This window comes from Methylobacterium mesophilicum SR1.6/6, assembly GCF_000364445.2.
GTDB lineage: Bacteria > Pseudomonadota > Alphaproteobacteria > Rhizobiales > Beijerinckiaceae > Methylobacterium > Methylobacterium mesophilicum_A.
Genome location: NZ_CP043538.1, coordinates 3,733,716 through 3,759,742 on the forward strand (window position 1 = coordinate 3,733,716; position 26,027 = coordinate 3,759,742).

The following is a 26,027-nucleotide window of genomic DNA, read 5'->3' on the forward strand; positions in this document are numbered from 1 at the left end:
AGAGGAGGCACCCCGGAACGTAAGACGGTGAATTAAGGCCGCGAGTATTGTTGGATACGGTTCAAAACGTTTAGCCTTTTTCGAGGTTGCGACATGCTGCCGCATTATTCAGCCGTCGGATTTTTCTCGGCGGTCGGCCTCCGCGCGAGCGGCATGTATATCAGATCGCATCTGTTGGTAGCTTTTCCGCTGCTTAGGGGTATGCATAAAGATCCCAAAATCTTTAAGGGTCTCGTGTGCCACGGTTTGAGCAAACCCGTATTCTTTTCTTTTATCCTCATCCGATAGATCGCTGCCATCTTCTGCTCTCGGCGGCCCCATGTCCGGACCGAGAAGATTGCTCAGAACGAAGTTGATGCCGTTCCGGCAATGCCAAGCCGTTTCTGGGCTATCAACAAATCTGTCACCACGCAGAGCCTCGACTCGGCGTACAGTGGCCGCCAAAACTCTGACTAGTAATTGAGAGTGTGTCTGATCGCCGATGAAGGCAGCCAGCAATTCATCCTCTTGGAATGAGCGTTCTAATCTCGCCTCAACTTCCTGAGCTAGCGAACGATCGGCCTTAGACGCCTCTCTTTCCAAAGCATCACGCAGCTTGGCAGTCGTCCGCATGTTCAGCGGCGAACGCTTGTTCTCTCGCTCAGCGGCTTTGATCGCCATAACCGGCACTCCGTATCGTTCGGGCCTTTTGCATATCGGATGCGTTGGATCCGACGCAACCCCCTTGCGCGCAGCGTGCGTGCACTTTAACGTCCGTACTGCGTTGGATCCAACGCAACAGCGTCTGACGCAGTACGGAGGCCCGAAGTGCCGAGCATTGAGGTCATCAGAAAGAGGCTGACGGACGGCCTCAACGTGAAGGCGGCCGATGTCGCCAAGCTGTCCGGGATGAGCCCTGCGGCCTTCTACAAGGCGATCGAGCGGGGCGAAGTCGAAGCCGTGAAGATCGGCCGGACGCGGCTGATCCCACCGCATGAGGGCCGCCGGATCCTCGGCATTCGGGCCGATGCTCTAGCTGCATGAAAAAGCCGCCGGCCCAGGAGATCAGGACCGACGGCGGAAACTATCAGCGTCTGGACAACGCTCAGATAGTGCATCCGCGCGGATCGCGCCACTGATTTCGGCCGGCACCCCTACGCAGGAGTGCTAACCGTGAAGCCCAAGACCTACAGCCGTTCCATTGCCATCCGGCCCCACGAGGCCATCCCCGACACCGCCGCCATGCAGGCGCGCCTCGAGCAGCGCCTAGCGCAGCGGTGGGGCGTGTCCCTCCCTGTCGCCGCGGTGCTGACCGGCCTTGCCGGCATCGGCCCGCAGGTTCGGGAAGCTCGCTGATGATGGCGCCCGCCCCGATCACGCACACGACCGCCCTCGCGTTCGACGCGGCCGGCGAAGCGGCGGCCATCGCCGAGAGCTACGTCCGCGCGGCCGGCGAGTTCGCCCAGGCCCGCGACGCCCGCGGCCTCTCGTACTCGCTCCGGCAGGCCGCCGTCGCCCTCGCGGCGGCCGCATCAACTGCCCAGACGCTGCGCCCCGCTGATGGAGGCGGCCGATGAGCGCCGCGAGCCTGACCCGCCAGCAGCGCCGGCAGATGAAGCGGCTCGGCGCGGAGGCCGACCGCGCCGTCGAGGGCGATCGGCGCTACTTCGCCCGCTGGCCACATCGCATGTACCGCATCCGCCTGGTCTCAAGTGCCGAGCGCAGGCAGCTCGAGATCTTCCAAGGCAAGCCGCTTCGGCCGGACCCGGATCAGGCCGTGTTCACGGTGATGAAGCAGCTCGCCCCGGGCGTGCGGATGCGGGCCACCGTGATCGGTCCGCGCGAGTCCATCGGCGAGGAGCTGACCGACGCCGAGGCCGGGTCGATCTACGAGAGCTACGCCGACCTGCATCCCGAGATGCGCCGGCGCGAGGCTATGTTGCGCGACACCTATGTGCGACCCGGCGGTGCTTCACCCGATCAGCAGAGTGGAGGGCTGGCAGAATGACGGCGCACACCATGCCCAACCCGACCGAGCTGCGCCTGGCCCTGCGGGAGAACGGCTATAACCCTGTGCCGGTCTCCAGCCCGAGCATGAACATCGCTTCGGCCGGCAAGCGGCCGGTCATGTCCCGATGGGAAACCCGCTGCCTTAATGCCTCGCAGGATGAAATCCGGCGATGGTCGACGAGCTATCCCGACAGCACCAACACTGGCCTGCTGTGTGGGCGGCTGGCTGGCGTCGACATCGATGTACGGGTGCCGGAACTGGCGACGGCCATCGCCGACCGGGCGCGCGACATGCTCGGGCATACCCCGCTGGTCCGGATCGGCCGCGAACCGAAGCTGCTGCTCGGCTACCGGCTCGCGATCCCGGCCAGCAAGATCCAGACGCCGGCCTTGTTCTTTACCGACGACCCCAAGGAGAAGGACACGAAGGTCGAGGTGCTGCTGTCCGGGCAGCACTTCGTCAGCTTCGGTATCCATCCAGAGACCGCCGCGCCCTACCGTTGGCCGGACGCCTCGCCGCTCACCGTTCCCTTCTCCGATCTACCTGAGACCACCGAGGACGAGCTGCGCGACTTCGTGGCGGTGGCCGAGGAGATGTTGCGGGCGGCTGGGGCAGCTACGCGCCGGGACCGCAAGCAAAAGGACCGAACCCAGGCCGCCCAGGAGAAGAAGGGCCGGAAGGCAGGCGGCTTCGGCCTGAACGAGAAACCCGACCGCGAGACCGTGGCCGACGCGCTGCGCAGCATTCCGAACGACTTCGACTACGACGGCTGGATCCGTATCGGATACGCCCTCTACAATGGCCTCGGCGAGGGCGGCCGCGACCTTTGGGAGAGCTGGTCCGCCACCTCCCCGAAAGACGACCCCGCCCACACCGCAGAGAAGTACTCGGCCTTCTCGCAGGGACGCAGCATCACCATCGCCACCCTGTTCTGGCACGCCGCCGAGAACGGCTGGAAACGCCTCGGCGCGGGGCGGTCGGGAGCCCCAAAGAAGGATCGGGCCGAACGCCGCGCCAACGCGGACCCAGCAGCCGCACCGAGCGAAGAGGGCGATGGCCGCCCCATCGTGCGGTTCGTGAACGGTAAGGTGCCCGAGGCTGTCGACCGCATGGAGGCGCTGCTGCTCGAGGCCGGCGTCCAGATCTACTCCCGTGCCGGCGCCCTGGTGCGGCCCGTCATCGACGAGGTGCCGGCAGCCAAGGGCCGGATGACCACCGTGGCGCGGATGAGCCCGCTGGTTGCCGTCAGCCTCGCCGACATGGTCGCCCGCATCATGCGGGTTCAGCGGTTCGATTGGCGGGCTGAGGACTGGCTGGACATCAACCCGCCCAGCGAAATGACCATGACGCTGCTGACCCGCGAGGGGCAGTGGCGGGTGCCGCCAGTCGCCGGCATCATCACCACGCCGACGCTGCGCCCCGACGGCTCGCTGCTCACCGCCACCGGCTACGATCCCGCAACTCGACTCTACCTCGCCCACGATCCCGGCTTCGCCATGCCGGACCTGGTGGAGCGCCCAGACCGGGACGAAGCGGTCGCGGCGCTGGCCTTCATCGAGGCGCTGCTGGTCGGCTTCCCGTTCGTCGGTCCCGTCGATCGCGCCGTGGCCATGTCGGGGATCCTGACGGCGCTGGTGCGCGGCGTACTGCCGACGGCACCGCTCCACGCCATCCGGGCGCACAGCCCTGGCACCGGCAAGAGCTTCCTGGTGGACCTCGCGGCCGTCATCGCCACCGGCCGTCGCTGCCCGGTGATCGCCGCCGGCAAGACCGAGGAGGAGACCGAGAAGCGCCTGGGCGCTCTCCTGCGCGACGCGGTGCCGGTCGTGTCGATCGACAACGTGAACGGCGAGCTCGGCGGCGACATGCTCTGCCAGCTCACGGAACGCCCGCTCGTGCGGGTCCGGATCCTCGGCAAGTCCGAGGCGCCCGAACTGGAATGCCGGTCGACCACTTTCGCCACCGGCAACAACCTCGTGCTGACCGGCGATATGACCCGCCGCGCGGTGATCTGCTCCCTCGATGCCATGCTGGACCGCCCCGAGCTACGGGATTTCAGCTTCAACCCGATCGACCGCGTGATGGCGGACCGCGGGGCCTACGTCGCAGCCGCGCTCACGGTGATCCGCGCCTATCAGGTTGCCGGCTCGCCGACCGTGTGCGGCTCGCTCGGGAGCTACGAGGACTGGTCCGACATGGTGCGCTCACCGCTGGTCTGGCTCGGCCACGCCGATCCGGTGACGAGCATGGAGACCGCCCGAGAGGAGGATCCGGAGCTGTCCGCGATCCGCGAGCTTTTCGAGCACTGGCGCGAGTATCTGCACCTATCGAGCGGCTACACCACCAACGCCATCATCCAGGCCGCCTGCGAGAAGGGGCCGGGCTCCAGCTTCGACTACAACACGCAGGAGTTCAAAGCCCCGGAGTTCCGCGACCTGCTGCTGCGCCAGGCCGGCGACGGCGGGGCGGTGAACAGCCGCCGCCTCGGCAAGTGGCTGTCTCGGATCAAGGGCCGCGTCGTCGGCGGCCACCGGATCGAGATGAAGGAGGACAGCAGCCACGGCAACCGCTTTTCGCTCTGCCGGGTCACCGGGGCGCACGAATTCCCAGGCGGCCGAGCCGCCCCCGAATACCGGGCCTCTGCGGAACCGGTGTTCTGATGCGCGTGCCAGATGTGGGGGTTTCCGGGGGATTGGGGGTTTTTTTCATCCCAACGCGAGGAACTGTCAGGATCAATTTGCACCTGCATGTTGCGGGCGTACCCGCACCCGCACAGACACGCACACATGACAGTTTACGGGTAGCGGCCAAAATGGCCCCCCATAACCGCCTAAACCCCCATCTGAGCCTGGCGAGGCGGTTGTGATCCCCGCCGCCGGCGCCTGGGGCCCGTTCCACCCCGATCTCGACGAGGCTGAGCGTTGCGTTGCCAGGCTCTCGCCGTCCGCGCGAGTAGGATCGTCAGGCTCGACGCATCTCCGCGCCAGCGCTCGGCTGCAGCAGTTCAGCCCGACGCGCGTAGGCGATACCGCTGAGCAGGATCAGGAGCACAAAGGCGGGAAGTGGCATCAGCGCCGGATCGCCAGCGAGCAGGTGGCTGCCGACGGCGCCGACCATCAGCACGGCGAGCAGGCCTGCGCCGAGGGCCACGCATCCGCGGGTCCAGAGCAGCACCGCGCCGAGCAACTGCAGCGCGCCGACCACGTACATGAACCACAGTGGGTAGCCGAAGCGGGCGAAGCCCTCGACCTCGAAGGACACAGCGGCGAACTTCATGCCGGCCGCTGCCAAGAACACCGCCGTCAGCAAGCCGCGCAACACCACGTCGCCGATACGTCGCCGATCCGAACCCTGAGCCATCGCCACCTCCTCGTTCCTGTCCGCGCGGGTCACGTCCGGCAGCTCACACGAAATGGGACGGCAGCGCCGCGGTCTGGGCGACTTGAAGGAGGGCTAGGACCAGGCCCGACATCATCGACCACGCCACGATGTGGTCGGTCACGGTCATGCCCTTGGTCATCATCTTGGTGGCCATCGCTCGTCCCCTTGTCTGCGCAGCCGTGGATCGGCTGTCCTGGGGCGGCCTTATGGTTAAGCTCGGTTGCGCCAATATTGCTTCGATTGTTGCGTCAGCCGGCGCCAGATCAGTCGATCGATCGCCCGCGATGGGCAGGCCCTCGCCTCTCTAGTGATCTCCCGCAGCATTCCAGACTGATCCGCAGCCTGGCCACACCCGCATGAGCCTGAAGGAGCCGCCATGTCCGAGCCCGACCGCATGCCTCACCCCGGCCGCACCTCGGCCGAGCGCCGCGCCCTCGACCGGGTTGGCTGCGGCGAGCCCCCGGGGTGCTCGCACCGGACACTCCGGAACCTACTCAGTGCCGGCCTGCTCGTTGAGGCTGGTAGCCAGACGCGCCGTGACACGCTCGGCCCTTTCCAAGTGCCGGTCTACGAGATGCCGATCCCGGTTCATATGGCTTGGTGCTCGGCCGTCGCGGCGACCGATGAGGAGATGGCCGGTCTGGAGGGACTGATATGACCCCGCCTGCGACCGCCTCGCGCACGCGCGCGCGCGTGAGTGGGAAAAGTGGGAAAAGTGTTGGGTGCTCCGACCTTGAGGACGCTGCCGATGCCCTGCTGCGCATCGTCGTGACAGGCGAGCGCCAGAGAAGCGCTGTTGCCAACCCTGACTGGCAGAAGGGCCGCCCCTGGACCGACACCCTAGCGCCGGCCTCAACCGACGCTCTCGACGTTGCCGGCCTCGCCACGGATCCGATCGGCACTGCCTGCCGGGCCGAGCTGCGCCGGATCGGTCACGCCCTGCATGCCGCCAATCCGGACGAGGACCTCGCCGCGCTGGGGGTCGAGATCGCCGAGATGGACCCGACGCACGCGGGCTGGCGGGCGATCGTGCTGGAGATGGCTTGGCACGGGATCGGAGGGCACACGCTCTCAGGCCTCCCGGCCGAACGCTGATATCAGTACCCGCCGTAGAACCGCCGCGGGCCGTCATAGCCGCCGTAGCCACGATCGTAGCCTCGGCCGTACCCGTAACCGGGCCGGTCGCCGTAGTAGCCGCGGGGCCCACCATAGCCCCAGCCACGGTCATTAGGACGGCAGCGTCCCCACGGGTTTGGATGGAAGCCTGGGCCGCAGCCACCGGCCACACGCTCGATCAGAGCCACAGCGTCGGGCCGGCCGTACCCGAATGGTGCTGCGTTCGCCGCCGAGTGGTGGCGAGCCCGGCCGCGAACACAGCGGCCAGACCGAGCAACTTGGTGCGCACCATGATCAAACCTCTTGAACGTCGGACCGGGCTTGCCGGGCCGGATGACAGGAGAGTGCACCGAGCCCGCTGAACCGGTTCTGGTCCGCGCGTTCATCAACCAGAGGGGCTCGAGCGTTCGCGCTGCACTCCCGCCGGCCACATGAACACGGCGGGGCTCCAACGTACTAAGCGACAAGCTGAAGCCCCCTCAACGGGGATCAATCGTCATCGTCATCGTCAAGGCGTCGACGGTTCTCACGCCGGATCGCATCGCGACGTTCTTCACGGAACTCCTCGCGGCGCTCTTCACGGCGGATCTCGTCTCGATCGCGTTCCCGCGGGGTACGCGGATCCACCCGCACTCCACCGGGGCCGATGTCGATGCTCTGTGCAAACGAGGGCGCTGTTGGGATCGCGAACAAGCCTACTGCGATCAAGCTTCCCGTGATGAGCTGCTTCATGGTGGGTTCCTCCGAGCGTGGACCGTCAAAGGGTTCTGCCCGCCGGCTGTTCCGCTCAAACCACGGCGTGCAGCCACTCACATACGTTCACTCCGACCGTCCGCCAGCCCAGCCACGAGCCTCGGGCGGCGCATAGTGATGCTCAATGTCCACGGCCGTTATGGTCCCACCGGTACTCTCTCGAACGATCCGAGCGATAGCGCCGTCGCTGTGCCCAGCGGCGCGCATCTGCTCTATCTCGTCGGAAATCATCGCCACGAACTGAGCCACCGGAAACGTCTCGGGCGGCAGATCCAGAGCGGCGCGCAACGCGGTGTTGGCCAAGGCGGCCTGTTGAGCGGTGAAGGTAGGCTTAGGCTCTGTCATCGCCGTGCTCGCGGTTCGGCCGGTCACTCTACCCATCTGAGAGAAGACCGGTGCTCATGTCCAACGCCATGAACCTGTGTGACCAACCCGCAGCGGCGACCATCGGGGCCATGACCGCTTCGCGCGCGCGCCTGAGTGCGCAAAGTGTCGGCTCACGCCCCGCCATCGACGAGGCCCATGAGAGCACCATGTCTTCTGCATGGCCGATCACGACCTCAAACCCGGCGCCCGCATCAATTGCCCGCAGTGCGGGGCGCTTCACGAAGCCACTGCGTACGGCATGATCGAGAACCGTGACGACGCCCGCTGTCGTGTCTGCCGGGCCAACCTGACGCACTGGCCGCAGTATGTCGGCCTCCGGCTTGTCGATCAGGACGAGATCACGCCTACCCGTACAGCCTGACCAGCCGCGCCAGCTTCCAGAGCCCCTGCAGATCGGCCTTCGCACGCCTCGTGGCCGCTCGCATCTCCCGTGTCTGCGCTGCCACCGCGCGCCGCTCCGCGATGTAGCCGGCCGAGTGCCGGCCATGCGTCAGGTTCGATGCCTTGGATCGCGCCAGCCCTTCCGCCGTCATGGGGCCGCGGCTGCCGCCACCATGCATCCGGCACCGCCCGTTCGGCATCGCCGGGCCCTTGCACGGGCACCCGGATCGGGTTTTTGCCCCGCATCGAGCCGCCGCCTGCGCCCGAATTAATGACTCCCGCCAGTCAGGCACGAAGCGGGGTGCTTGGGGTTCGTCCTCGCTTTTGAATAAAGCCCCCATTTAGACACCCGCCCGCTTTCGCCGGGACACCCCCGTGTGGCCGCCGATTACAGCCTGTCCCCCGGCCTCGACACGGTTGTGCTGCACGATGACAACCTGTCTCCCACCGCTCCGGACCTTCTGCAGCGTCAGCAGCCCGGCTTGGTAGGCGCTGCTGGCCCGCATGGCCGCACCGATCAAGCGCGCGCCCTCGACACAGGCCGCCTGCCCGGCCGAGCCATAGGTCTTGCCCGCGAGATCCAGCTGCTTGCCCGCGACGGCCGCGGCCTTCATCGCCAGGACGTGGGTAGCCGCGAGTTGATGGGCCAGCATGCGTTCGAGGCTATCGGCCGCCTGCATCGAGTCCGCGGTGTCCAACGCCACTTCCAGTGCGCCGGCCTCCTTCAACAGGTCGAGCCGGTCGCGGCTGGCATCGGCCGCCACGGCATCAGGGTTCACGAGCGTGTCGAGGATCGCCGGGAGGGTGTTGACGGCGAAGTCCTCGGCCGGGACCAGTTCGCCGCCAACGGCTCGCACCGGAGCCTCAACGGGAGCCCGCACCTCTGCTTCGCGCCGATCCGAATAGCCCGAGGGACCACCCCGCTCCTCTGCCCTCACGCGGGACACCCCGAGAAGGGTATCGCCGGATCGTTGTCTCTGCGCCATGCCTGCTGCCGCCTGTCAAAACATCGTCCGGTCTGTCGCATGATATAGCACTTCGGAAGGTAAAGCCTACAGCGGCCGCAAATCAGCAGCGAGTTTTTACGTTTATTGATGCGGAGACATCTTGCCAGTGCACGATAAAGGGCGCAGGGACGTGTTAACACGCGCTGGAGAATAGAACGTGGGCGAGAACGTTGAGATGGTCGAGGCTGTTGCCGTCGATTATGTACAAATCACGGCCGACGTCGTCTCGGCGTACGTGTCCAAGAACTCGGTTCGGCCGGCAGACATGGCGGAGCTGATCGCCAGCACGCACGCTGCTCTGGCGGGACTTGGCAACGGTGTGGCTTCGGCGGCTCCTGCGGCCGAGAAGCTCACACCCGCTCAGATCCGGAAATCGATCAGGCCGGATGCTCTCGTCAGCTTCATCGACGGCAAGCCGTACAAGACGCTGAAGCGGCACCTCGCCGGCAACGGCCTGACGATGGAGGAGTACCGTGCGCGCTTCGGCCTGCCGCGGGACTACCCCTCCACAGCGGCCAGCTACTCGGCCCTGCGTTCGGAGATGGCTCACAGGAATGGGCTCGGCCAGCTTCGCAAGAAGGTCGCTCCGAAGGCTGCGGCGCCCGCTGAGATTATCTCGGAGAAGCCGAAGCGTGCTGGGCGGCCGCGGAAAGCCAAGGACGGTGCTGAGGCGTAACCCGGATCTTTCTCCGGTCATCGACTCTTCCCTTACCTCGCGGCGGTTGAGCGCCTTGGTGCTCCTGCTTGCGAGCACGCCGGCTGCCGTGTCCTCCCCGTTCGCGTGCGGCCGGCGCGTCTTCGCCCCTCTTGCGGCTGCGAAGGGCAATGTTTCTGCTCACGCGCGCGTTATCGGCGTTCATCGACTCTGAGGCTACGATGCGCCATCGCACTCTCGTCACAGCCCTTCCATTCTTGCTGCTTTTCTCAGGCGCAGCCTTCGCACAGGCGCCAACGGCGGCGCCGCCATCTGCGACAGCCCCGGGTTCACCTGGGGTGGTTGCACCGCAGCCGGGGTCAACGGGTGCTCCGGCTACCGTGACGGGCACCCCGACGGGGCAACCCGCGGACACTGTGACGAACAACTCGTCAGCAGGAGGGAATGCCGCCCAGCCTGAACGGCCCGTACCTCAAGGTGGCGCCGCGAAGTAAGGGTTGGTCACCAGCACGAATGCCGCGGCGGTCGGCATGCTTGCATCGCGACCTTGATTGCCAATCGCGCAGGATCTGCGACTCTCAGGAAAGACTGTGGGTCGCTTGGTCCGCGCGGATCAGCATTACGAGGAGGTATCGTCATGGCTGAGAAGGACAAAGCGCCAGGCGTAAGCGTGGTGCCTCCGACGGTGCCAATCCCGAACGTTAACGTGCCGGACCCGACGACCGGCAGCGAGAGGAAGGATTTGGTCAAAGACGCCGAGATCAAGCCTGAGGATCCTGACGAGGCGGCTGAGGACGGCTTGGCTTGATCATCGTGCGTCGCTCAATCGCGCTCCTCGCCGCCTTAGCCACCCTCGCCTTCCTTCCTGTTGCAGGACGCGCGCAGAGCACGTCGGAGCCGCCTCGAAAGCCTGTCTCGGGTACGACAGCAGCTGGCGAGGAAGCGGCGTCAGCCGTCGATCCGGCAGTGCTCGATCGCTGCCGACAGCGAGCGGACGCTCAGAAGCTAAAGGACGGGCCGGAGCGGAAAGCCTTCATGGGGACATGCGTCACACCGGAGGATTGAGCGTGGCTTCGGCTCCTCACAAAAACCCACTCCCTGAATGCCCCTTGAAGGCGTTCGCCCGCCGGATGTAGCCGACCACGGTCCTCGGATCCCGGTGGCCGGACTGGTCCATGATCCGCGCGAGATCCGCCCCGCGTTCGGCCGCCGTGGTGATGTAGCCGGCCCGGAGCGAGTGCGCCCGAAGGTCGAGGCGTCGAGGCCGGCGGCCGTGCAGTAGGCCTGCAAGATGTTGGCGACGGATCGGTCCGAGAGCTGCGCGGGCTTGCCGCTGGCATCGAGCCACCGAACGTTGCCTGACCGCGAAATCGGCTTGAACACCGGGCCCGATGTGATGCCGGCCGCGTCCAGCCACTCGCGCAGCAGGGCGACGGGCCGGATGAAGCGCCCGTGCGGGATCGCCTTCTCAAGCCCCCGGCCCTCTTGGTCGACTTTCGACCGACGGACCATGACGCGCAGGCCCTCGGGGTCCTCGCGCAGGTCCTCCACGTCGAGCGCTACCAATTCGGACCGACGGAACGCGCCCGCAAATCCCAGCGCCAGCAGAGCCCGGTCGCGCTTGCCTGTCAGGGTGTCGGGCGTCCGCATCAGCAGCGCCGCCAGGATGTCGGCGGTGGCGGCTGTCTTCTGATTGATGCGGCGATCCCGCAGCTTGCGCCGGGCGCCTTTGATCGCGGCGTGCACGCCCTCGTCGTCTGTCGGGTCCGGCGCCTTGGCGAGCTTGTGCCCATACCGGATCGCGGCCAGCCGCCGGCCGAGCGTTGAGGTCGCCCTGCCCTCCTCCGCTTCGTGGACGATGAAGGCCGCCACGGTCTCCGGCGCCGCCGGCATCGAGCGGAACCCGTACCGGGCGCACCACGCCTCGAACACGCGCACGTCCGCGCGGTAGGCCCGCACGGTGGCGTCGGCCTTCGAGGCGCGCTGGTAGGCCTGGACGAGCGCCAGGGTCTCAGCCGGTAGGGCGCCCAACGGCAGGACGATTTCGGCTGGGAGAGTGTCCGACACTATCTAGCTCCCCGATCCGGTGAAGGCGTCGGGCTTGTTCCGGCCCATCTGCTCATCGGTCACGGCGATCCGCTCCCCTGCACTCGACCGACCTTGCGTGCCAAAGCTTCCTGCCAACCCACGGGCGGCTCGGTGATCCCGCGCAGTCGAGCCGCCTCTTTGACGTTGCGCAGGATGACAACCCATTCGGCCTCGGTGGCCTGGGCTGGGGGCGCGAGCTTCAGCGCGTGTGCGATCGCCTCGGCTGACCGTCGCCACTCGGATGGGAGAAACGGAAGCCTGTCGCTGTCGTCAGTCATGGAGGCAGCCCACCTTAGCCGTAGGAGATGCGGCGGACCCTAACGTCCGCTCCAACGACGCGCACATAGCCATGGCTTCACTTCATCACGACAGTTGCAACTGGCCATCGCCAAAACTTCCGAGAAGGACGATTATCGGAAGCTACCGCTGCGACGGCTTGATAGCAAGACGGCTCGACGTGTCGATCGGTGGATGGCGAGCGGTCAGGCCGTCGTGCAAGGTTGGCGGCTCGACGCGCCGACGGCTCGACGGATCGCGGGCTCGACCTCTCGACGGCGAGCGCGCCCGCAAGCTTGACGGCGTGTTAACCTGACGCTTCCCATGCTCGACAGCGAGACGGCAGGACGCTTCGCATGCAGACGATCACGATAGCGGCTCGGAAGGGCGGGGTCGGCAAGACCACTCTCGCCACGCACCTCAGCGTCATCGCCGCCGGTCCGAGCAAGCCGGTACTGCTGTTCGACACCGATCCGCAGCGGTCGCTGAAATGGTGGTGGGACCTGCGCCAGGGCGAGACGCCGGCCCTCATCGAGTGCGAGGCGCGCGAGCTGCCCAAGATCCTGCCGGCGGCCAAGGACGAGGGCGTGGCCTACAGCATCGTCGACACGCCGCCCCACGCCGAAGGTTCGATCGCCGACGCGATGCGCGTGGCCGACCTGGTGCTGGTGCCGACCCGGCCAGGGCCGTTCGACCTCGCGGCGGTGGCGACCACCCTCGACCTGGCGCAGCGCGTTGGCAAGAAGCCGCTGGCCGTCATCAACCACGCGCCGCCCCGCACCGGGTCGTCGGAGCCCGCCATCGTGTCGGAGGCGCGCGAGACCCTGACCCGGATGGGTGCCACCGTGGCGGCCGCCGTGGTCTCGCAGCGGGTCGCCATGTCCCACGCCATCATCGGCGGGCAGACGGTCAACGAGTTCGAACCGCACGGCCGCGCCGCCGAGGAGATGCTGGCGCTCTGGTCCGAGGTTCAGTCCATGATGAAGGAGTAGGGGATATGTCCGCTGAACGTCAGCCGCTTACGAGCCTTGCGGACCGCCTCGCCAGAAAGACCTCGGCTCCCGAGCCCGAGAAGCCGGCGGAGACCCATGCCGCTCCGGAGTTGCAGACCGCGCCGGCCAAGGCGAAGGGGTCCGACACGCGGGTGCAGATTATCGTCCGCATGACGCCGGCCGAGCGGAAGGCCCTGCGCCAGATCGCCCTCGACCAGGACACGACCGCCCAGGCTTTGGCCGAGGATGCGATCCGCGACGTCCTGCGACGTCACGGCTTCAAGGGGTCGTGACGCCTCTACGGCTTGGCGGCTCGATGTCGCGACCACAAGACGCCTCGATGCGTTGACGGCGAGACAGCTTGATAGCAAGACGTCTTCCTGCCAGCCGCGGACGCGGTCGGGGTGCGCAAGGCCGGGCGAGCCGTGGTGGTATGGCCGCCCGGCCGAGGCTGAAGAGAGTCCAAGACGCCACACTTGAAGCATTGCGGCTTTCCGTTCGATGGCGGAACCCGTCACGCTGCCTAGTATTGTAGCAATTCATACCCTGAAACGCTTTTGATATGAGCACTCACGTTTTCGTGAGGATGGTTCGGAGTGGTTAGCCGCCTAGCGACTGAGAAAATCTCAGAAACATATTGTCTGAAATCGTAGCTTTCCAGCAACGCTCTTCGCCAACGTGCAACGACTGGGTCTTGCGCGATTGCTTATTGTCAAGCGCTGGGTTCAATAGCCTCAAGTCGGCGCAGTAAAAGTCGGCAATCAAGTCCGCCGCCTAGATGCGGACAGAAACAATTCTGACGGCGAAATCCGGCCACCGGACAATGCCGCGCTATGGGTCTCGAAGAATTGGGGTTATCGATGAGGTTCTTGAAGAGCTCCCTATTGGGCTCGGCTGCCGCGTTCGCCGCAGTTGGAGGTGCCCACGCCGCCGACCTGCCGGTCAAGAAGGCGGTTCCGATCGAGTACGTCCGCGTCTGCTCCGCCTACGGCGCCGGCTTCTTCTACATTCCCGGCACCGACACCTGCCTGCGTCTCTCGGGTCGGGCCCGGTTCGAGGGCGGCTACCAGACCGCCTACACCCGCCAGTTCAACCAAGGCGGTGACTCGGCTGGCTACGGCACCCGCATGCGCATCAACCTCGATGCCCGCACCCAAACCGCCTATGGCACGCTGCGCGCCTTCGTGCGTCTCGACGCCGGCTACCGCTCGGGTGGCCCTTACGGCGGCGGCACCTCCGGCACGCAGCAGCGCATCGGCCAGGCCTACGCGGCCCTCGGCGTCGATCAGTTCGGCCGCGCCCAGCAGTACATGAACGTCGATAAGGCGTTCATCCAGTTCGCGGGCCTGACCGCCGGTCGCGCGTCCTCGTTCTTCGACTTCTACGCCCACGACTTCGAGTTCACCGGCGCCACGGCCGGCTCGGACGTGTTCTCCACGAACCTGCTCGCCTACACCGCCACGCTCGGCAACGGCCTGTCCGCGACGCTCTCGGCCGAAGACCCAGTCTTCCGCCGCACCGGCGTCTTCTCGCCGACCGTCAACGCCAACAACGTCACGGTGAACGCGGCGATCACGAACTTCGGCATCACCAACTCGCCGATCCCGGTGATCACGGGCTTCAACGCGGCCGGTGCGCCGTCGCGCTTCAACTTCGTCGACGGCATCGAGAAGAGCCGGATCCCCGACGTCGTCGGCGTGCTCCGCCTCGATCAGGCCTGGGGCTCGGCCCAGATCTCGGCGGCCATGCACGAGTTGAACATCGGTAACATTCAGAACGGCCTCGGCTTCGTGCCCGGCGGTGGCCTCGGCACGGCGGCGACCGCGGCGAACGGCTCGAACCTGAGCATCCCGCACGCCAACTCGGCCTACGGCTTCGCCGTGCAGGGCGGCATCAAGGTCAACGCGCCGTTCATCGCTCCAGGCGACGCGCTGTACGTCCAGGCCGCCTACGCGAACGGTGCTCAGATCTACTCCGGCTACTCCTCGTACTCGGGCACCTACGCCCAGACGGCCGCGACCATCCAGGGCCAGAAGTTCACGCAGTACTTCAACGACGCGCAGATCAACCCGTTCACGGGTCAGATCGAGAAGAACGACAACGTCACCGTGTCGGCGGCGTACCTGCACTACTGGTCGCCAGAGTGGCGCTCGGCGTTCTTCGGTTCCTACGGCGAGCAGAACTTCGCGAAGAACTCGCGGTTCGAGCAGGGTGTGCTGTTCAACGTCGTCAACCCGGCCAACTCGTTCGGCTCGAACGGTGTCGGCACGCCCGGCACGCGGTTCTACGCCCTCAGCCAGGCGCTCCGCGACACCTACCAGTTCGTCGCCGGTGCGAACATCATCTGGTCGCCGGTCAAGGATCTCGATATCGGCGTGGAAGGCTTCTACACGCAGATCGGCGTGAAGAACGGCCGCGTCATCGACGTCGACAAGGATCCGACCGCCTACTCCCGCGTCGCGGCGATCAACGCTGGCGGCTTGGTCCGGACCACGACCTCGGACGGCGTGTCCCAGATCCGCGTCCGCGTTCAGCGCGACTTCTAATCCCCAGATCGAGGCCGGTTGTTCTCCAAAGCTTCCTGGTCTTGATGTCCCCGTGCAAAGGGACCCTCACTGCCCGGCCGAAAGGCCGGGCTTTTTGTTGAGCTGAGCCGCGCTAGCTGTCCGGCATGGCCAAAGAGATCCCCAGCGTCGGCGACTTGCGCCGGAAGTCCGAGGTGACGGACGACGAGATCGAGGCTGCGACGGCCGCCTACCTGAAGGACGAGGCCGCCAAGCCGTTCGCCTTCAAGTCCGGCCACACCATCGACGTGGCCAAGGCGATCGAGATGCACCCGCAGGCCAAGAAGCTGCTGGCGGACAAGGACACCACGCTCGGCCTGCGCCGCACGGTGGTGAAGACCGCCGTCATCATGGGCTTCCCGGTGCAGTGATGAGGGCGGTTGGCCTCATGATCCGCATACGCATGAGAGCTTTCCAGCCGCCATTGACCGGAATGGCCACGGTGCCAGCTATCCTATCAATAGGAGGTGGCCCTCATGCAGAACACTCCAGAACCCTCTGACGCTCATTGGGAGCGCGAGATCGCGTTCGGCTCGCTCTTCGTCGGGTCGATGATCGTGTCCGTGTCGCTCGCGGCACTCGGCTTCGGGATCTGAGGCGCAGCGCCAACCCGGAAGCCAGCAAAAGCCCGCCGCGGCGAACCGGGCGGGCTTAGAGCGCCTAACACAACGGGCACGGATCGTGTGGTCGGGCGTTGGCTGGGATGGCTCGCCCCTTCTTCCCAACGATCTGTGGACTGAGACTCGCCCCGCTTCTTCCGCCGCCCCGGCCGCGTCCAGAACGTTATGCAAAAAGCCATTTCCGATCGCAAGATGCAGATATCAGCTCCACCATCGAGCACGAAGGAGATTGACAACCTTATCTCTCTGCATATCAATTCTTTGGAGACTCATCCTACAGACTTTCGACGCCGTAAGTCTCCTGCATCGCGGGCACTTTCCGACAAACACCGGGCAATGCTTGAAACGCGTCGAGCTCAGCTAAGACTGAGTCTCACACCCGCAAACGAGGAGGCTCTTGAAGATGCAATTGCAGTCATCTTTGGTCGTCCCACTCAATTTGGCATTTCAGAGGAAGAGGCTTATCTGAAAATGAAGCTATACTCTGAGGTTCTTAGAGGCTTTCCGGCGTGGGCAATGAACGAGGTTCAGTACCGATTTGGTAGTGGGCCGTGGCAATGTCAGTGGAAGGGAATTGGGCTTCCTGAGTCGCATCATATAGCTGCTGAATGCCGCCATATTCTTTTGCCGATCGAGCGCGAGCTCGCTCGGCTGAACACTCTCCTCGACGCCGAAGTGTACGAAGACCGGGCTACCCCTGACGAGCGCGAAAGAGCAGTAGCCCATGCTAGAACGGTAATATCTAACATGAGAAGTCAGTCGTTGGCTAATGACTCAGAAAGCACACGCAACCGCATTGGCAATGCTGATCGCGGCTTTGAATCGAATAATTATGACTCTATTTTACAAGAAAGAATCGACAATGAACACAAATCATCTTGGATTCATGTATCAGCGACTGGTTCGATCAAGACCTCCGAATAAACATGTCATTTATTCGAACCAAAGCGCTCTCTAGTTGTCTGAGTTGAAATAAATTTGACAGTTTAGTTGTGTGGGTGGATCGTTGGGTGCATCCTGATGGAGGTGTGCCATGTCGCGTGGCCCAAAGGCCGTATCTCTCGATCTCAGCCGGCACGAGCAGGGTGAGATACAACGTCTGCTGCGCCGACACGGGACCGGGCAGGCGCTGGTTTCGCGTCTGCGTATCATCCTGGCCGGTGCGGAACCTGGCGCGACCATCCTGGGGTGGCGACGGCGGTGAGAATCAGCCGCCAGACGGTGGCGCTCTGGCAGTCCCGCTTCGCCGCGCATCGACTGGAGGGGCTGGTCGACGCGCCGCGCTCCGGAGCGCCCTGCAGCATCAATGACGAGGCTATCAAGCGCCTGGTCACTCTTACCCTGGAAGAGGCACCGGCCAACGCCACGCACTGGGGTACCCGCTCGATGGCGCGCCGCACCGGCATGAGCCAGAGTGCGGTGTCACGCATCTGGCGCGCCTCCGGTCTGCGGCCGCACCGAGCCGACACCTTCAAGCTCTCCGCGGATCCCGCGTTCGTGGAGAAGTTGCGCGACGTAGTCGGCCTCTACCTTACCCCACCCGATCGCGCGCTGGTGCTGTGCGTCGACGAGAAGCCGCAGATCCAGGCGGTGTAGGGTATGGCTGCAGCCTTTCCCCTCCGGCCGGGCCAAGCCGAGCGTGTGCCGCTCGCCGCACCCGGCGTCGCCTCGGCCGCCCTGTTCGCGTTCCTGACCTCCTTCGACAAGCTCGTCATCTCGCTCTTCCTCACCAACGCGGCCACGCAGAGGGGGGAAAGGGCCCGATTCTATGAGGATTCGGGGGCTTGAAATGAGGAATCGGGGGCGCAACTATGAGGTTTTGGGGGAGCCGTCCCCACCTTCTCCACACTGCCTGGTGCCCAACTATGAGGTTTTGGGGGAAGGCTGAGTGTGCCCTTCGCAGGCTTCGGCCGCAACTATGAGGGAATGGGGGAAGCCGCTTAAACGCTTGGTTTTGCAGGGGTCCGGCCGCCCCAACTATGAGGTTTTGGGGGCACGGGCCTTGCGGGCCTGACGTACCAGGCGTGGGAGGGAAGGCGTCACCGGCAGCACCGCTTCAACAGTGCCGGTGATGCGGGCACGGCGGCCGAGACGCGGGCGCTCGGCTTCGGCAAAGGCTTCCTGCAGGGCCTCGGCGCCCTTCGGCATCCATCCGACCATGACGGAGGCGACGCGCTTGCCCTGCTTCACCGGCAGCACCGAGATGTTGAAGGCAGCCAGGGCGTTGATCTCATCGACGGCTGGCTTGAGGACGTGCTTGTTCAGCTCGCCGAAGGTTTTGTATTTGCCGGGCATCACACCAAGCAGGTCCCGAAATTCATCGAGGGCATATTGCTGGCTCTGCTTCAGGCCCAGGCCGGTCAGCTGCGCGACGTTCTCGTAGAGGCTGACGGCGTATTTCGAGGAGAAGGCCATCAGTACGGGCAGCTTGATCTTGCCCCAGATGGTCGAGGTTTTGAGGATTTCGACCAGGCGCTTGTCGAAGCTGTAGGTTAGGACGCCGGCCGGCCGGTCGGGATCGTCCATGTCGTTGCCGCCGAGGAACTGGACGCGGCGCGTCTTGCCGTTCGGCATGCGAACCGTGAGGATGGCGCGCATGAGGGCCGTCACGGCCTCCTCCACCCGCTCGTAGCCCTTGTGGCCGTCGGGCTTCAGCATGTCGATCTCGACGGTGTAGTCCCGGCCGTCCGCGATGCCCTGCATGTGGGCGTTGTGCCAGAGAACGGTGATGGCGCGGCGGGCGTTCAGCGTCAGCTCGTGATGGCCGCTGATCTGGATCAGCTCAGCCGGCTTCGACGCCTCGCTGTGACTGCGGGGCTTGAGGTCGAGAACGTAGAGCTGGGCGGTATCCTTCTGCATGATTCGTCCAGCCTATCGCAAACTATGAGGCTGTAAAAATGAAAATTTTCCCTGCTGGATTTTCATTTTTAGCCTAGCGGCTGGCTTGTGGCCAAGTCTGCAAGTGCCGCAGCCGCAGCCTTCAAGTGAGGTGTCACGTCTTTCGCGGTCGGTAGGCTCCAAACATCATCTTCCAATCTGAATATCCAGCCGTTCGTATGCGTGTGGAAACGCGATCGAGGCTCGATAAGCTTGTGAGGAACGATGATTGCGCGATATACGGAATAATCCACATTGAACAAAATACCGGCGAGAAAATCGAAATGCTTTTCGGGCAACTTTCGGAGCGAACTGAGTTGGCGTGATTTGTTATGAGGTGTGATGCGGCGGCTTTTGATCTGATAGGTCCGGTCGTTCTCATCGACCGCATCGTATCCTTTTTAGAATTGTTCACCAACGTCCAGCCGAAAGCTTTCGCAAAAAGAAATTCAGCATAGTCGCCAATGGGTCCGTTCGCGCTTCGGACAATTTTACGTTCGCGCAATTCTTCGATAACCGCCCCGTGCAGCTCCAGCAGTTCGTTGACCTTCCGCGCTTTCACAAAGCCTATGATTTCGTCAGGGGACATCGGGGATCTGTTCCGGTGATGGTCAGGGGGTTAAACCTCCTGCCCTTCCAGCTCGCGTTTCAACGCGGCGTAAGCGCGTTCGAGGGTCTCACCAACGAGCCAGCCTTGGCTGTCGGCAATGGCGTACATGCCATCGGCGCAGGCTGGCGTCGTCCGGCAATTGAACTGGATGGTGCGGCCGGTGCGGTGCCGGCGCGGCTCGCGCTTCGGCGCGGCAGGTTCGGCCTTCGCTGCGGGTGCCGCAGCCGCGGCCGGCTTCGGCCTGACGGCCTTCGGCTCTCGGCTGGAAAACTGCGCGGCCTCGGAAACCGCCCTCACCTGCTCCGGGTCCGGACCGGCCGGGCGTGATCCCTCCTTCGGCTTGAAGTCGGACAGGTCCAGGTCGTCATCCTCGAACAGCTTGGCGCGGTCGTTCATCACGCCACCTCACGAGTCAGGGATTTGCCGTTCGCCTTGAGCAGCTGCACCACCTCATGCGCGAGCGCTGTGGCGTTCCGCTTGGCGGCGGGGATGTTGCTGACCTGGCTCGGATCGAGCGTTGCGAGCGTGCCGCCATAGGAGAACACGGCGCGGAAGGCAGCACGTTCGACCATCTGCGTCTTGAAGGTGGGAACGCCCGCTTCCGTCAGCTGCGCCTGGATATCTTTGAGATCGCGGGTTTCGATGGCGGCGCTCGTCCGGGTGAACAGGACGGCGCATGGGATCTCGCGATTGAACGCCTTTTCCTGGCGCTTCACGAGCTTGATGGCTTTCACGGCCTCGGCCGCGTCGAGCTGGCTGCCCTGGCTCGGTATGATGACAAGATCGGCGCGGCTCATGGCATAGGCCACCAACATGTTGGCGGTCCCTTCGAGGTCCACGATCACGAACTGCGCCTGGCGCTCGGCCGCCTCAATGGCGTCGATGATCGTGTCCTCCCTTGCGTCTGCCACGACTTTCAGGCGCTCGGGTCTGTTTGGGCGGGCAGCCCAGCGGGACAGTGGCATGTTCGGGTCAGCGTCGATCACGGTGACGCCTGCTCCCCTGCTCGCCAGCTCCGAGGCGAGAATGACGGTGGTAGTCGATTTGCCGACGCCCCCTTTGGGACTGGCGCAGATGATCGTTGGCATGAGAGCCCCGTTGGGCAGGAGGTTGGAAGGCGGGCAGGCTTGGAGTCGGTGCCTGCAACCATGGTCCGCTACTGCCAACAAACTGTCAACAAACTGTTCACAGTCCACTCACTGGCATCATAGTGTTCGCTGTTCACAGTCAGTTAGCGGTCTGATCCCTGTTCACAACCTGTTAGCATTGAACTGAGCAAAGTGAAGCCCTGGGGCGCGTGGAGAAGTTGAGGCTCCGTTCCGGCAGGGTGACACCAGCTACATGGCTGGACGCGATACAGCCCCGCTTGAAACTCGAATGCGGACCATTTCGGAGCGGTATCGAGCATCGTGAATTGGTTGGGCGTGCCGGACCTGGCCTCAAGGGCATCGAAGCCACCACGGCACTGGTTGATCGACCCCTCGTCCGTGCGCGTATCATTCACTGTCTGTGAACAGTGAACATGTACGGCTAGGCCGACCTCGAGACGAATGTCTCTGCCAAGCGTGACCAAGCACCTGCACCAGGGGATCGAAAGTGACACTTCCGAGTGAAGCGGGCGATGCTGTGGGTCGGTGGGTTTCGCTCGTTCCATACGGTCCGGCGCACGATCTGCGGCTTCGAGGCGATGATGTGGCTGCGCAAAGGCTTCGGGTTTGCGGAGGTGTGGACCGTGCGCGAGCAGAACCGGCTGCTCGTCTGCTGCCTCAGGCTTTCCACCACGAACAAAGCATGGAAGCCGGATAGTAGACGCCCTTCCGCGGCTCTAGGTCTGGTTGGCAACACGCCCCGGGTATCAACGCCAGCCCACAATCTGTCGATACGATTCCGGTATCAAAATTATGATCAAATGGTATTTGACGGTATAGGGCAATACGCCTAAGTCTTTTGGGTGTCTGCTTCGTTTGCCGCAGACCGCTGACTGAGACCCCAGCGTGGATGGAAACGCCACCAGCGCCCGGGCCGTCGAATAGCACTAAGTTGCCGACCTGTCTTTCCCAGACATAGATTCAAGCGATGCTGGACGTCGCGTGATGAATGCCATGACTATCCATAATTCTCGCGCTTCTTTCAGGTTTAGCATCGCTTCCGCGTGGCCATTCCTCCTGCACGGTTTTCGGGTTGCTGCATCTGTTCTGGCCGCTTTGGCTGTTTCCTACAACTTAGCGCTCGACAATGGGTTCTGGTCGGGCATCACCGCCGCTGTTGCCTGCCTGCCTAGCCTTGGAACATCGTTGCAAAAGGGACGCGTCCGGATCGCGGGTACTTTCGTTGGTGCGGTTAGTATCGTCGCGATAACAGCGATGTTCCCCCAGAACTGTTTCGCGCTTTTTGTGAGCGTGGCTCTCTGGTGCGGTCTGTGCGGGTTCGTTGCCAGCCTGCTAAGGAATTTCGGAAGCTACGGCGCGGCGCTCGCCGGCTTTACAGCAGTTGTCATCTTCACTGGCATCTTCGACGATCCGAACCACGCGTTCATCCTCGCAATGACGCGAGCGCTTGAGATCAGCATCGGCGTGGCCAGCGCGGCCGCCATCCTAGTCGTCACAGATACCGGCGGTGCGCGGGAGCGCCTTGCCACAGCCTTCGCCGACATTGCATCCGCTGTCTCCATCCATCTGGATCTCCGGTTGCAAACCCAAGCTATGGACTCGGACGCGGCGGCCGCCCTCGTCAAGCGCGTGGTCGCGTTGGACAGCCGGCTCGACGAGGCATTCGGCGAGGAGCCGGACCTGCGTCGGCGGTTCGATGTTTTGCATGCTGGCATCGAGGGACTGTTTTCGGCCTTGGCCGCCGCGGAGGATATCAGCAATCTGGGAACCAGCCCGAGCCGGAACCCGACAGACATCCTCGTCGCTTGCTCCACATGGCAACCCTGGCTCGATGATCCGGCCGGCCTACGCGCCAGGTTTGCCGACGAAGCTCGCGACGTGGAAGGACACCCCGCTTCAAGCCCAGCCGAGTTGGCCGTCGCGGATCGGACTGTTGCCGCCCTGACTGGGCTCGCCAAGGCCGCCAATGGCTTGACAGTTATCGTGGGAGACCGCGGGGAACCAGCGACGCGAGTGGGTGGTCGCTTCCTCGTGCCCGATGTCCTGCCGGCGTTGGTTGATGGTTTCCGTGCCGTCCTTGCGGTCCTCGCCGCAGAGGTCTTCTGGGTCGCGACCAACTGGTCGGGTGGCCAGGCCTGCGTCACCTTCACCATCGTGTCGGTTACAGTGTTCTCACCCTTGAGACACCGCGCGGTTTCGACCGCGTTCGACTACTGCCTCGGCACTGCGGCCGCGTTCGTCCTGGCCTTGCTGGTCAACTTCGCTCTCCTGCCTGGCCTCGACGGCTTCCCGGCATTCTCCCTGGCACTTTCATGCCTACTCGTTCCCTTGGGCGGACTGAGCGCGACGCGCTGGCGCAAGGGCCTGACCGCCGCGCTGCTCATCAACTTCTTGGCCATACTCTCTCCGACCAACCCACCGGTCTACGACCCCATCCAATTCTTGAATTCCGGTCTTGCCGTTGTCGCCGGGGCTGTCTTCGGCGTGCTCGCGATGCTGCTCGTCCCTTCTCTATCGACGACGACGCGCGCTCACCGCTTGGTCGCGCTCTCGCTCCGCGACATGCGTCGTTTGGCGGTGCGGCGGCGCTGGATGTCACGGGCAGATTGGATCAGCCTGATCTCGTGCCGCCTGGAGGCGCTACCCGTGAGTGCCTCGTTGGAGCAGCGCTCGTCACTGCTCATGGCGATGTCGGTCGGCGGTGCCATCATCGACCTGCGGCAGTTGGGCGACCGTCCCGGACGCTTCGAGCATCTCGACCGAGGTCTCGCCGAAATCGGTGCCGGTCACAGTGCCAGCGCGCGCTACTGGCTAGGTCAGTTCGCCGGGGCGACGGATCCAAATGAGCGGCTATCGGGATCAATGCTCCAACGCCGGGCATCCGCGGAGCTAATCGCGGGAGCCTTGGCATGAGGTTCGCCGACCTTGATCTCCTCGGCATCTACGTCGCCCCCATCGTGCCTCTGATGATCGCGGCAGCCCTAGTGCTGTTCGTGGGTCTCCGCCTTGTCGAACGCTTCGGGTCGATGCCGCGCGTTTGGCACCCGGCGCTCTTCCACGTGGCACTTTACGTCGTCGTGCTGTCGCTCATCGTCATCGTCAAAGGGAGTTTGTAGTCGTGTCGCGATCCTCAGTTATGGTGCGGGAAGGCGACGCCTTCGCTCCAGCGGAGAACAGCGAAGAGCGCCTGCGTCCCATTCGCAACGCGCGCCCTTTCAGGATCGAACCAATCCTGATGACCCTGGGCACGGCGTTCATCGCGGGTCTGCTCGGCTTCGGACTTTGGGAGAGCTATATGCTCGCGCCTTGGACCCGGGACGCGACCGTGCGCGCTTACGTCATCACGCAAACCCCCGAGGTCTCGGGGGAGATCGTGAACCTACCGGTCCACGCCGACCGGTTCGTGCACAAAGGCGATTTCTTGATGGAGATCGACCCAACCGACTACGAAGTCGCGGTCAAGGGGGCTGAGGCGGCCGTCGCTGGCGCGAAGGCGGACCTTGAAGCGAAAAGGGCCCAGATGAAACGGCGTGAGCAACTGGCCACCGGTGGCTACGTCTCGACCGAGGAGCAGCAGCGCTTTTCGTCGGGTGCGCTGATGGCGGAAGCGGCCGTCGATCAAGCCCAGGCGAACCTCATGCGTGCCAAGGTCAACCGGAGGCGGACACGCCTTGTCTCGCCCGTCAACGGCTACATCACGAACCTCACGGTACAGGCTGGAGATTATGCGAGCGCTGGAAAGCGCGTCCTCTCCATCGTCAACTCTGACAGTTTCTGGATCGACGCTTACTTCGAGGAGACGCAGCTCGGCCGCATCCATGTCGGCGACCATGCTACAGCTGCACTCATGGGCAGGGAGGGCTTGCTCAAGGGTCATGTCGAGAGCGTTGCCCGCGGTATCGAGGTCGCCAACGCACAGGCAGGCGCTGCCGGCCTCGCGTCTGTCAATCCGGTCTACAGCTGGATCCGCCTCGCCCAACGGGTCCCAGTGCGGATCGCCATCGACGAAGTGCCGTCGAACATCGATCTCGTGGTCGGACTGACCTCGACCGTTCAGGTCGAGGATGGTGCGAAGCCGCTCGCGACCGTTCGCGGAGTGCTCGCCAGCTGGGCAGATATGGCACGTGAACGCGTGCAGACGCTATTCCGTTCGCCCGGCACCCGTTGATCCCCGACTGGTGCCAGACACATCCTTGGCGACCTCCAGGAACCCGGGCATGCACGGGTTCCTGTTCGCTGCTCGCCAAGCCAACACCTGCTCAACCATCGGGGCATTCCGCACATTTTTGAAGGCCGCGCCCTGGATGTGGGCGAGGCGCATCGACTCTGGGACGAACGCAACTCCCAAGCCTGCGGCGACGAAATTGATGATGGTCTGCTGCAGGTATACCTCTAGCGCCACCTTCGGCGCGAACCCATCGGCTTGGCAGCGTCGAACGATGCCGTCGTGGAGATGGGGTGCCTGCTCGCGGGGGACACAGATAAAGTTCTCGTCCCGCAAATCAGCTATGCTGACACGCGTCGATTGGCTAAGCCGATGATCTTGCGGGACTACGAGGTTCATCGGCTCGCGGGACAAGGTATACTGCCTGCTTCCTTTCGCCTCGATATCAGGGAAGGTAATCGCGAAATCGATCTTGCCTTCCTTAAGCTCCGTCTCGAGGACGTTCGGTAGCATCTCACGAACGGACAAGGTCACCTCAGGAAAGCGCTGCATGTACTGCATCGTCAATTGCGGGACGACACTGTAGGCCGCGCACATCGTGAAGCCGACGCTCAATCCACCCTTTTGTCCGCGGCTGGTGGCGACCACGTTGCGTGTCGCCTGATCGGCAAGCCGCAACACGTCCCTTGAGTCATCCAGCAACTGCCGACCCGCAGCGGTGAGCGACACGCCCTTGCGGCCGCGGATGAACAGTTCGGCGCCGAGGTTCTCTTCGAGCAGCGCGATCTGACGGCTGAGCGGCGGTTGCGAGATGCCCAGGCGTTCGGCCGCTTGGCCAAAATGAAGGGTCTCCGCCAACGTGCAGAAGTACCGGAACTGGTTAAATGTGACGGTCATCTCTGAGGGCAGGGCACAACTCCGGCCGGACGGCCAATAGGGTGTTCCATAGCTCGAACAGACGCTACGCGACACCAAACAGAACGCCTAGGGTAGCGATCCAACTGCGGCTTATCAGACCCAGGAACGACCCGCCCAAGCGGACGACCACGCCCTCAT

Annotated in this window: 35 protein-coding genes and 2 pseudogenes; 22 read left to right on the forward strand and 15 right to left on the reverse strand. The window is 64.3% G+C overall.

Annotated elements, in window-relative coordinates; all coding sequences use genetic code 11:
* Positions 1-108 precede the first annotated feature (108 nt).
* Positions 109-660 carry a hypothetical protein gene (locus tag MMSR116_RS17815; RefSeq protein WP_010687656.1) on the reverse strand — a complete coding sequence of 184 codons (552 nt, stop codon included), beginning with the start codon at positions 658-660 and terminating at the stop codon, positions 109-111.
* Between the two features lie 147 nt (positions 661-807).
* Between MMSR116_RS17815 and MMSR116_RS17820 the strand changes: the two genes are divergently transcribed.
* From MMSR116_RS17820 to MMSR116_RS17840, 5 genes are all read left to right on the forward strand, one after another.
* Positions 808-1,023, forward strand: coding sequence for a helix-turn-helix domain-containing protein (locus tag MMSR116_RS17820; protein WP_010687655.1), 216 nt, complete (start codon positions 808-810; stop codon positions 1,021-1,023).
* A gap of 129 nt (positions 1,024-1,152) precedes the next feature.
* Positions 1,153-1,335, forward strand: coding sequence for a hypothetical protein (locus tag MMSR116_RS17825; protein ID WP_010687654.1), 183 nt, complete (start codon positions 1,153-1,155; stop codon positions 1,333-1,335).
* Positions 1,335-1,556: a hypothetical protein gene (locus MMSR116_RS17830; RefSeq protein WP_010687653.1), complete on the forward strand. Its 222-nt coding sequence runs from the start codon at positions 1,335-1,337 to the stop codon at positions 1,554-1,556. The genes MMSR116_RS17825 and MMSR116_RS17830 overlap by 1 nt, the downstream gene beginning before the upstream one ends.
* Positions 1,553-1,987 carry a hypothetical protein gene (locus tag MMSR116_RS17835; protein ID WP_010687652.1) on the forward strand — a complete coding sequence of 145 codons (435 nt, stop codon included), beginning with the start codon at positions 1,553-1,555 and terminating at the stop codon, positions 1,985-1,987. Before MMSR116_RS17830 ends, MMSR116_RS17835 begins: the two co-directional genes overlap by 4 nt.
* Positions 1,984-4,650, forward strand: a complete 2,667-nt coding sequence (locus MMSR116_RS17840; protein WP_010687651.1) for a PriCT-2 domain-containing protein — start codon at positions 1,984-1,986, stop codon at positions 4,648-4,650. Before MMSR116_RS17835 ends, MMSR116_RS17840 begins: the two co-directional genes overlap by 4 nt.
* A gap of 301 nt (positions 4,651-4,951) precedes the next feature.
* Here the strand turns inward: MMSR116_RS17840 and MMSR116_RS17845 are convergent, their stop codons facing one another.
* Both MMSR116_RS17845 and MMSR116_RS32265 read right to left on the reverse strand, forming a co-directional pair.
* The gene (locus tag MMSR116_RS17845) at positions 4,952-5,350 is read right to left on the reverse strand and encodes a DoxX family protein (RefSeq protein WP_010687650.1); all 399 of its coding nucleotides are present in this window, start codon (positions 5,348-5,350) and stop codon (positions 4,952-4,954) included.
* Positions 5,351-5,393: 43 nt separating this feature from the next.
* Complete coding sequence (locus MMSR116_RS32265) at positions 5,394-5,525, reverse strand: hypothetical protein (protein WP_010687649.1); 132 nt, start codon at positions 5,523-5,525, stop codon at positions 5,394-5,396.
* 222 nt (positions 5,526-5,747) lie between these two features.
* Between MMSR116_RS32265 and MMSR116_RS17850 the strand changes: the two genes are divergently transcribed.
* Both MMSR116_RS17850 and MMSR116_RS17855 read left to right on the forward strand, forming a co-directional pair.
* Complete coding sequence (locus MMSR116_RS17850; protein ID WP_158168929.1) at positions 5,748-6,029, forward strand: hypothetical protein; 282 nt, start codon at positions 5,748-5,750, stop codon at positions 6,027-6,029.
* Between the two features lie 35 nt (positions 6,030-6,064).
* Positions 6,065-6,466: a hypothetical protein gene (locus MMSR116_RS17855; RefSeq protein WP_158168931.1), complete on the forward strand. Its 402-nt coding sequence runs from the start codon at positions 6,065-6,067 to the stop codon at positions 6,464-6,466.
* 2 nt (positions 6,467-6,468) lie between these two features.
* Here MMSR116_RS17855 and MMSR116_RS31955 read toward each other — a convergent pair.
* The 3 genes and pseudogenes from MMSR116_RS31955 to MMSR116_RS17870 all read right to left on the reverse strand — a co-directional run bounded on the left by MMSR116_RS31955 (position 6,469) and on the right by MMSR116_RS17870 (position 7,585).
* Positions 6,469-6,779, reverse strand: a pseudogene (locus tag MMSR116_RS31955) (GCG_CRPN prefix-to-repeats domain-containing protein).
* Positions 6,780-6,976: 197 nt separating this feature from the next.
* A complete protein-coding gene (locus tag MMSR116_RS17865) occupies positions 6,977-7,219 on the reverse strand; it encodes a hypothetical protein (RefSeq protein ID WP_010687645.1) in 243 nt (80 codons plus the stop codon).
* An 87-nt stretch (positions 7,220-7,306) separates the two neighbouring features.
* Positions 7,307-7,585 (reverse strand): hypothetical protein, encoded by a 279-nt coding sequence (locus tag MMSR116_RS17870; RefSeq protein WP_010687644.1) that lies wholly within the window; start codon positions 7,583-7,585, stop codon positions 7,307-7,309.
* Between the two features lie 199 nt (positions 7,586-7,784).
* Here MMSR116_RS17870 and MMSR116_RS17875 point away from each other — a divergent pair, with 199 nt between their 5' ends.
* Positions 7,785-7,988, forward strand: a complete 204-nt coding sequence (locus tag MMSR116_RS17875; protein ID WP_158168933.1) for a hypothetical protein — start codon at positions 7,785-7,787, stop codon at positions 7,986-7,988.
* On the opposite strand, the gene MMSR116_RS32410 is transcribed toward MMSR116_RS17875, so the two are convergent.
* Positions 7,972-8,349, reverse strand: coding sequence for an HGGxSTG domain-containing protein (locus tag MMSR116_RS32410; protein WP_106428361.1), 378 nt, complete (start codon positions 8,347-8,349; stop codon positions 7,972-7,974). The genes MMSR116_RS17875 and MMSR116_RS32410 overlap by 17 nt on opposite strands.
* Positions 8,350-8,865 (reverse strand): hypothetical protein, encoded by a 516-nt coding sequence (locus MMSR116_RS17880; RefSeq protein WP_244625483.1) that lies wholly within the window; start codon positions 8,863-8,865, stop codon positions 8,350-8,352.
* A 307-nt stretch (positions 8,866-9,172) separates the two neighbouring features.
* On the opposite strand from MMSR116_RS17880, the gene MMSR116_RS17885 reads away from it, so the two are divergent.
* The 3 genes from MMSR116_RS17885 to MMSR116_RS32545 all read left to right on the forward strand — a co-directional run bounded on the left by MMSR116_RS17885 (position 9,173) and on the right by MMSR116_RS32545 (position 10,735).
* Positions 9,173-9,691: a MucR family transcriptional regulator gene (locus MMSR116_RS17885; protein ID WP_010687640.1), complete on the forward strand. Its 519-nt coding sequence runs from the start codon at positions 9,173-9,175 to the stop codon at positions 9,689-9,691.
* A 616-nt stretch (positions 9,692-10,307) separates the two neighbouring features.
* Positions 10,308-10,478, forward strand: a complete 171-nt coding sequence (locus MMSR116_RS17890) for a hypothetical protein (RefSeq protein ID WP_010687639.1) — start codon at positions 10,308-10,310, stop codon at positions 10,476-10,478.
* A 5-nt stretch (positions 10,479-10,483) separates the two neighbouring features.
* Positions 10,484-10,735, forward strand: a complete 252-nt coding sequence (locus MMSR116_RS32545; RefSeq protein ID WP_432419913.1) for a PsiF family protein — start codon at positions 10,484-10,486, stop codon at positions 10,733-10,735.
* Here MMSR116_RS32545 and MMSR116_RS17895 read toward each other — a convergent pair.
* The gene (locus MMSR116_RS17895) at positions 10,676-11,737 is read right to left on the reverse strand and encodes a site-specific integrase (protein WP_244625484.1); all 1,062 of its coding nucleotides are present in this window, start codon (positions 11,735-11,737) and stop codon (positions 10,676-10,678) included. The two genes, MMSR116_RS32545 and MMSR116_RS17895, sit on opposite strands and share 60 nt — an antisense overlap.
* Before the next feature lie 59 nt (positions 11,738-11,796).
* Positions 11,797-12,036, reverse strand: coding sequence for a hypothetical protein (locus MMSR116_RS17900; RefSeq protein ID WP_010687637.1), 240 nt, complete (start codon positions 12,034-12,036; stop codon positions 11,797-11,799).
* 354 nt (positions 12,037-12,390) lie between these two features.
* Between MMSR116_RS17900 and MMSR116_RS17905 the strand changes: the two genes are divergently transcribed.
* From MMSR116_RS17905 to MMSR116_RS32550, 7 genes are all read left to right on the forward strand, one after another.
* Positions 12,391-13,026: a ParA family protein gene (locus tag MMSR116_RS17905; RefSeq protein ID WP_010687636.1), complete on the forward strand. Its 636-nt coding sequence runs from the start codon at positions 12,391-12,393 to the stop codon at positions 13,024-13,026.
* A gap of 5 nt (positions 13,027-13,031) precedes the next feature.
* On the forward strand, positions 13,032-13,319 hold the full coding sequence (locus tag MMSR116_RS17910) for a ribbon-helix-helix domain-containing protein (protein WP_010687635.1): 288 nt from the start codon (positions 13,032-13,034) through the stop codon (positions 13,317-13,319).
* Positions 13,320-13,886: 567 nt separating this feature from the next.
* Complete coding sequence (locus MMSR116_RS17915; RefSeq protein WP_158168935.1) at positions 13,887-15,572, forward strand: porin; 1,686 nt, start codon at positions 13,887-13,889, stop codon at positions 15,570-15,572.
* Positions 15,573-15,697: 125 nt separating this feature from the next.
* Complete coding sequence (locus MMSR116_RS17920) at positions 15,698-15,961, forward strand: hypothetical protein (RefSeq protein WP_010687633.1); 264 nt, start codon at positions 15,698-15,700, stop codon at positions 15,959-15,961.
* 414 nt (positions 15,962-16,375) lie between these two features.
* The gene (locus MMSR116_RS17925) at positions 16,376-17,134 is read left to right on the forward strand and encodes a hypothetical protein (protein WP_158168937.1); all 759 of its coding nucleotides are present in this window, start codon (positions 16,376-16,378) and stop codon (positions 17,132-17,134) included.
* Between the two features lie 264 nt (positions 17,135-17,398).
* Entirely contained in the window at positions 17,399-17,806 is a 408-nt protein-coding gene (locus tag MMSR116_RS17930) for an IS630 family transposase (RefSeq protein WP_432419874.1), read from the forward strand.
* Between the two features lie 3 nt (positions 17,807-17,809).
* The gene (locus MMSR116_RS32550; protein WP_158168939.1) at positions 17,810-17,998 is read left to right on the forward strand and encodes a hypothetical protein; all 189 of its coding nucleotides are present in this window, start codon (positions 17,810-17,812) and stop codon (positions 17,996-17,998) included.
* Positions 17,999-18,187: 189 nt separating this feature from the next.
* Here MMSR116_RS32550 and MMSR116_RS17940 read toward each other — a convergent pair whose 3' ends face one another.
* From MMSR116_RS17940 to MMSR116_RS17955, 4 genes are all read right to left on the reverse strand, one after another.
* Entirely contained in the window at positions 18,188-19,069 is an 882-nt protein-coding gene (locus MMSR116_RS17940) for a replication initiation protein (protein ID WP_158168941.1), read from the reverse strand.
* A 133-nt stretch (positions 19,070-19,202) separates the two neighbouring features.
* On the reverse strand, positions 19,203-19,676 hold the full coding sequence (locus tag MMSR116_RS17945; RefSeq protein WP_158168944.1) for a hypothetical protein: 474 nt from the start codon (positions 19,674-19,676) through the stop codon (positions 19,203-19,205).
* A 30-nt stretch (positions 19,677-19,706) separates the two neighbouring features.
* Entirely contained in the window at positions 19,707-20,093 is a 387-nt protein-coding gene (locus MMSR116_RS17950) for a hypothetical protein (protein WP_158168946.1), read from the reverse strand.
* Positions 20,093-20,785 (reverse strand): ParA family protein, encoded by a 693-nt coding sequence (locus tag MMSR116_RS17955; protein ID WP_158168948.1) that lies wholly within the window; start codon positions 20,783-20,785, stop codon positions 20,093-20,095. Before MMSR116_RS17955 ends, MMSR116_RS17950 begins: the two co-directional genes overlap by 1 nt.
* Before the next feature lie 477 nt (positions 20,786-21,262).
* Between MMSR116_RS17955 and MMSR116_RS17960 the strand changes: the two are divergent.
* From MMSR116_RS17960 to MMSR116_RS17975, 4 genes and pseudogenes are all read left to right on the forward strand, one after another.
* Positions 21,263-21,489: pseudogene (locus MMSR116_RS17960) on the forward strand (DDE-type integrase/transposase/recombinase); the annotation flags it as partial.
* Between the two features lie 301 nt (positions 21,490-21,790).
* Positions 21,791-23,719, forward strand: coding sequence for an FUSC family protein (locus MMSR116_RS17965; protein WP_158168950.1), 1,929 nt, complete (start codon positions 21,791-21,793; stop codon positions 23,717-23,719).
* Complete coding sequence (locus MMSR116_RS17970) at positions 23,716-23,922, forward strand: DUF1656 domain-containing protein (protein ID WP_158168952.1); 207 nt, start codon at positions 23,716-23,718, stop codon at positions 23,920-23,922. Before MMSR116_RS17965 ends, MMSR116_RS17970 begins: the two co-directional genes overlap by 4 nt.
* A 20-nt stretch (positions 23,923-23,942) precedes the next feature.
* The gene (locus MMSR116_RS17975; protein WP_202882052.1) at positions 23,943-24,974 is read left to right on the forward strand and encodes an efflux RND transporter periplasmic adaptor subunit; all 1,032 of its coding nucleotides are present in this window, start codon (positions 23,943-23,945) and stop codon (positions 24,972-24,974) included.
* On the opposite strand, the gene MMSR116_RS17980 is transcribed toward MMSR116_RS17975, so the two are convergent.
* A complete protein-coding gene (locus MMSR116_RS17980; RefSeq protein ID WP_158168954.1) occupies positions 24,948-25,868 on the reverse strand; it encodes a LysR family transcriptional regulator in 921 nt (306 codons plus the stop codon). The two genes, MMSR116_RS17975 and MMSR116_RS17980, sit on opposite strands and share 27 nt — an antisense overlap.
* Positions 25,869-26,027: the final 159 nt, after the last annotated feature.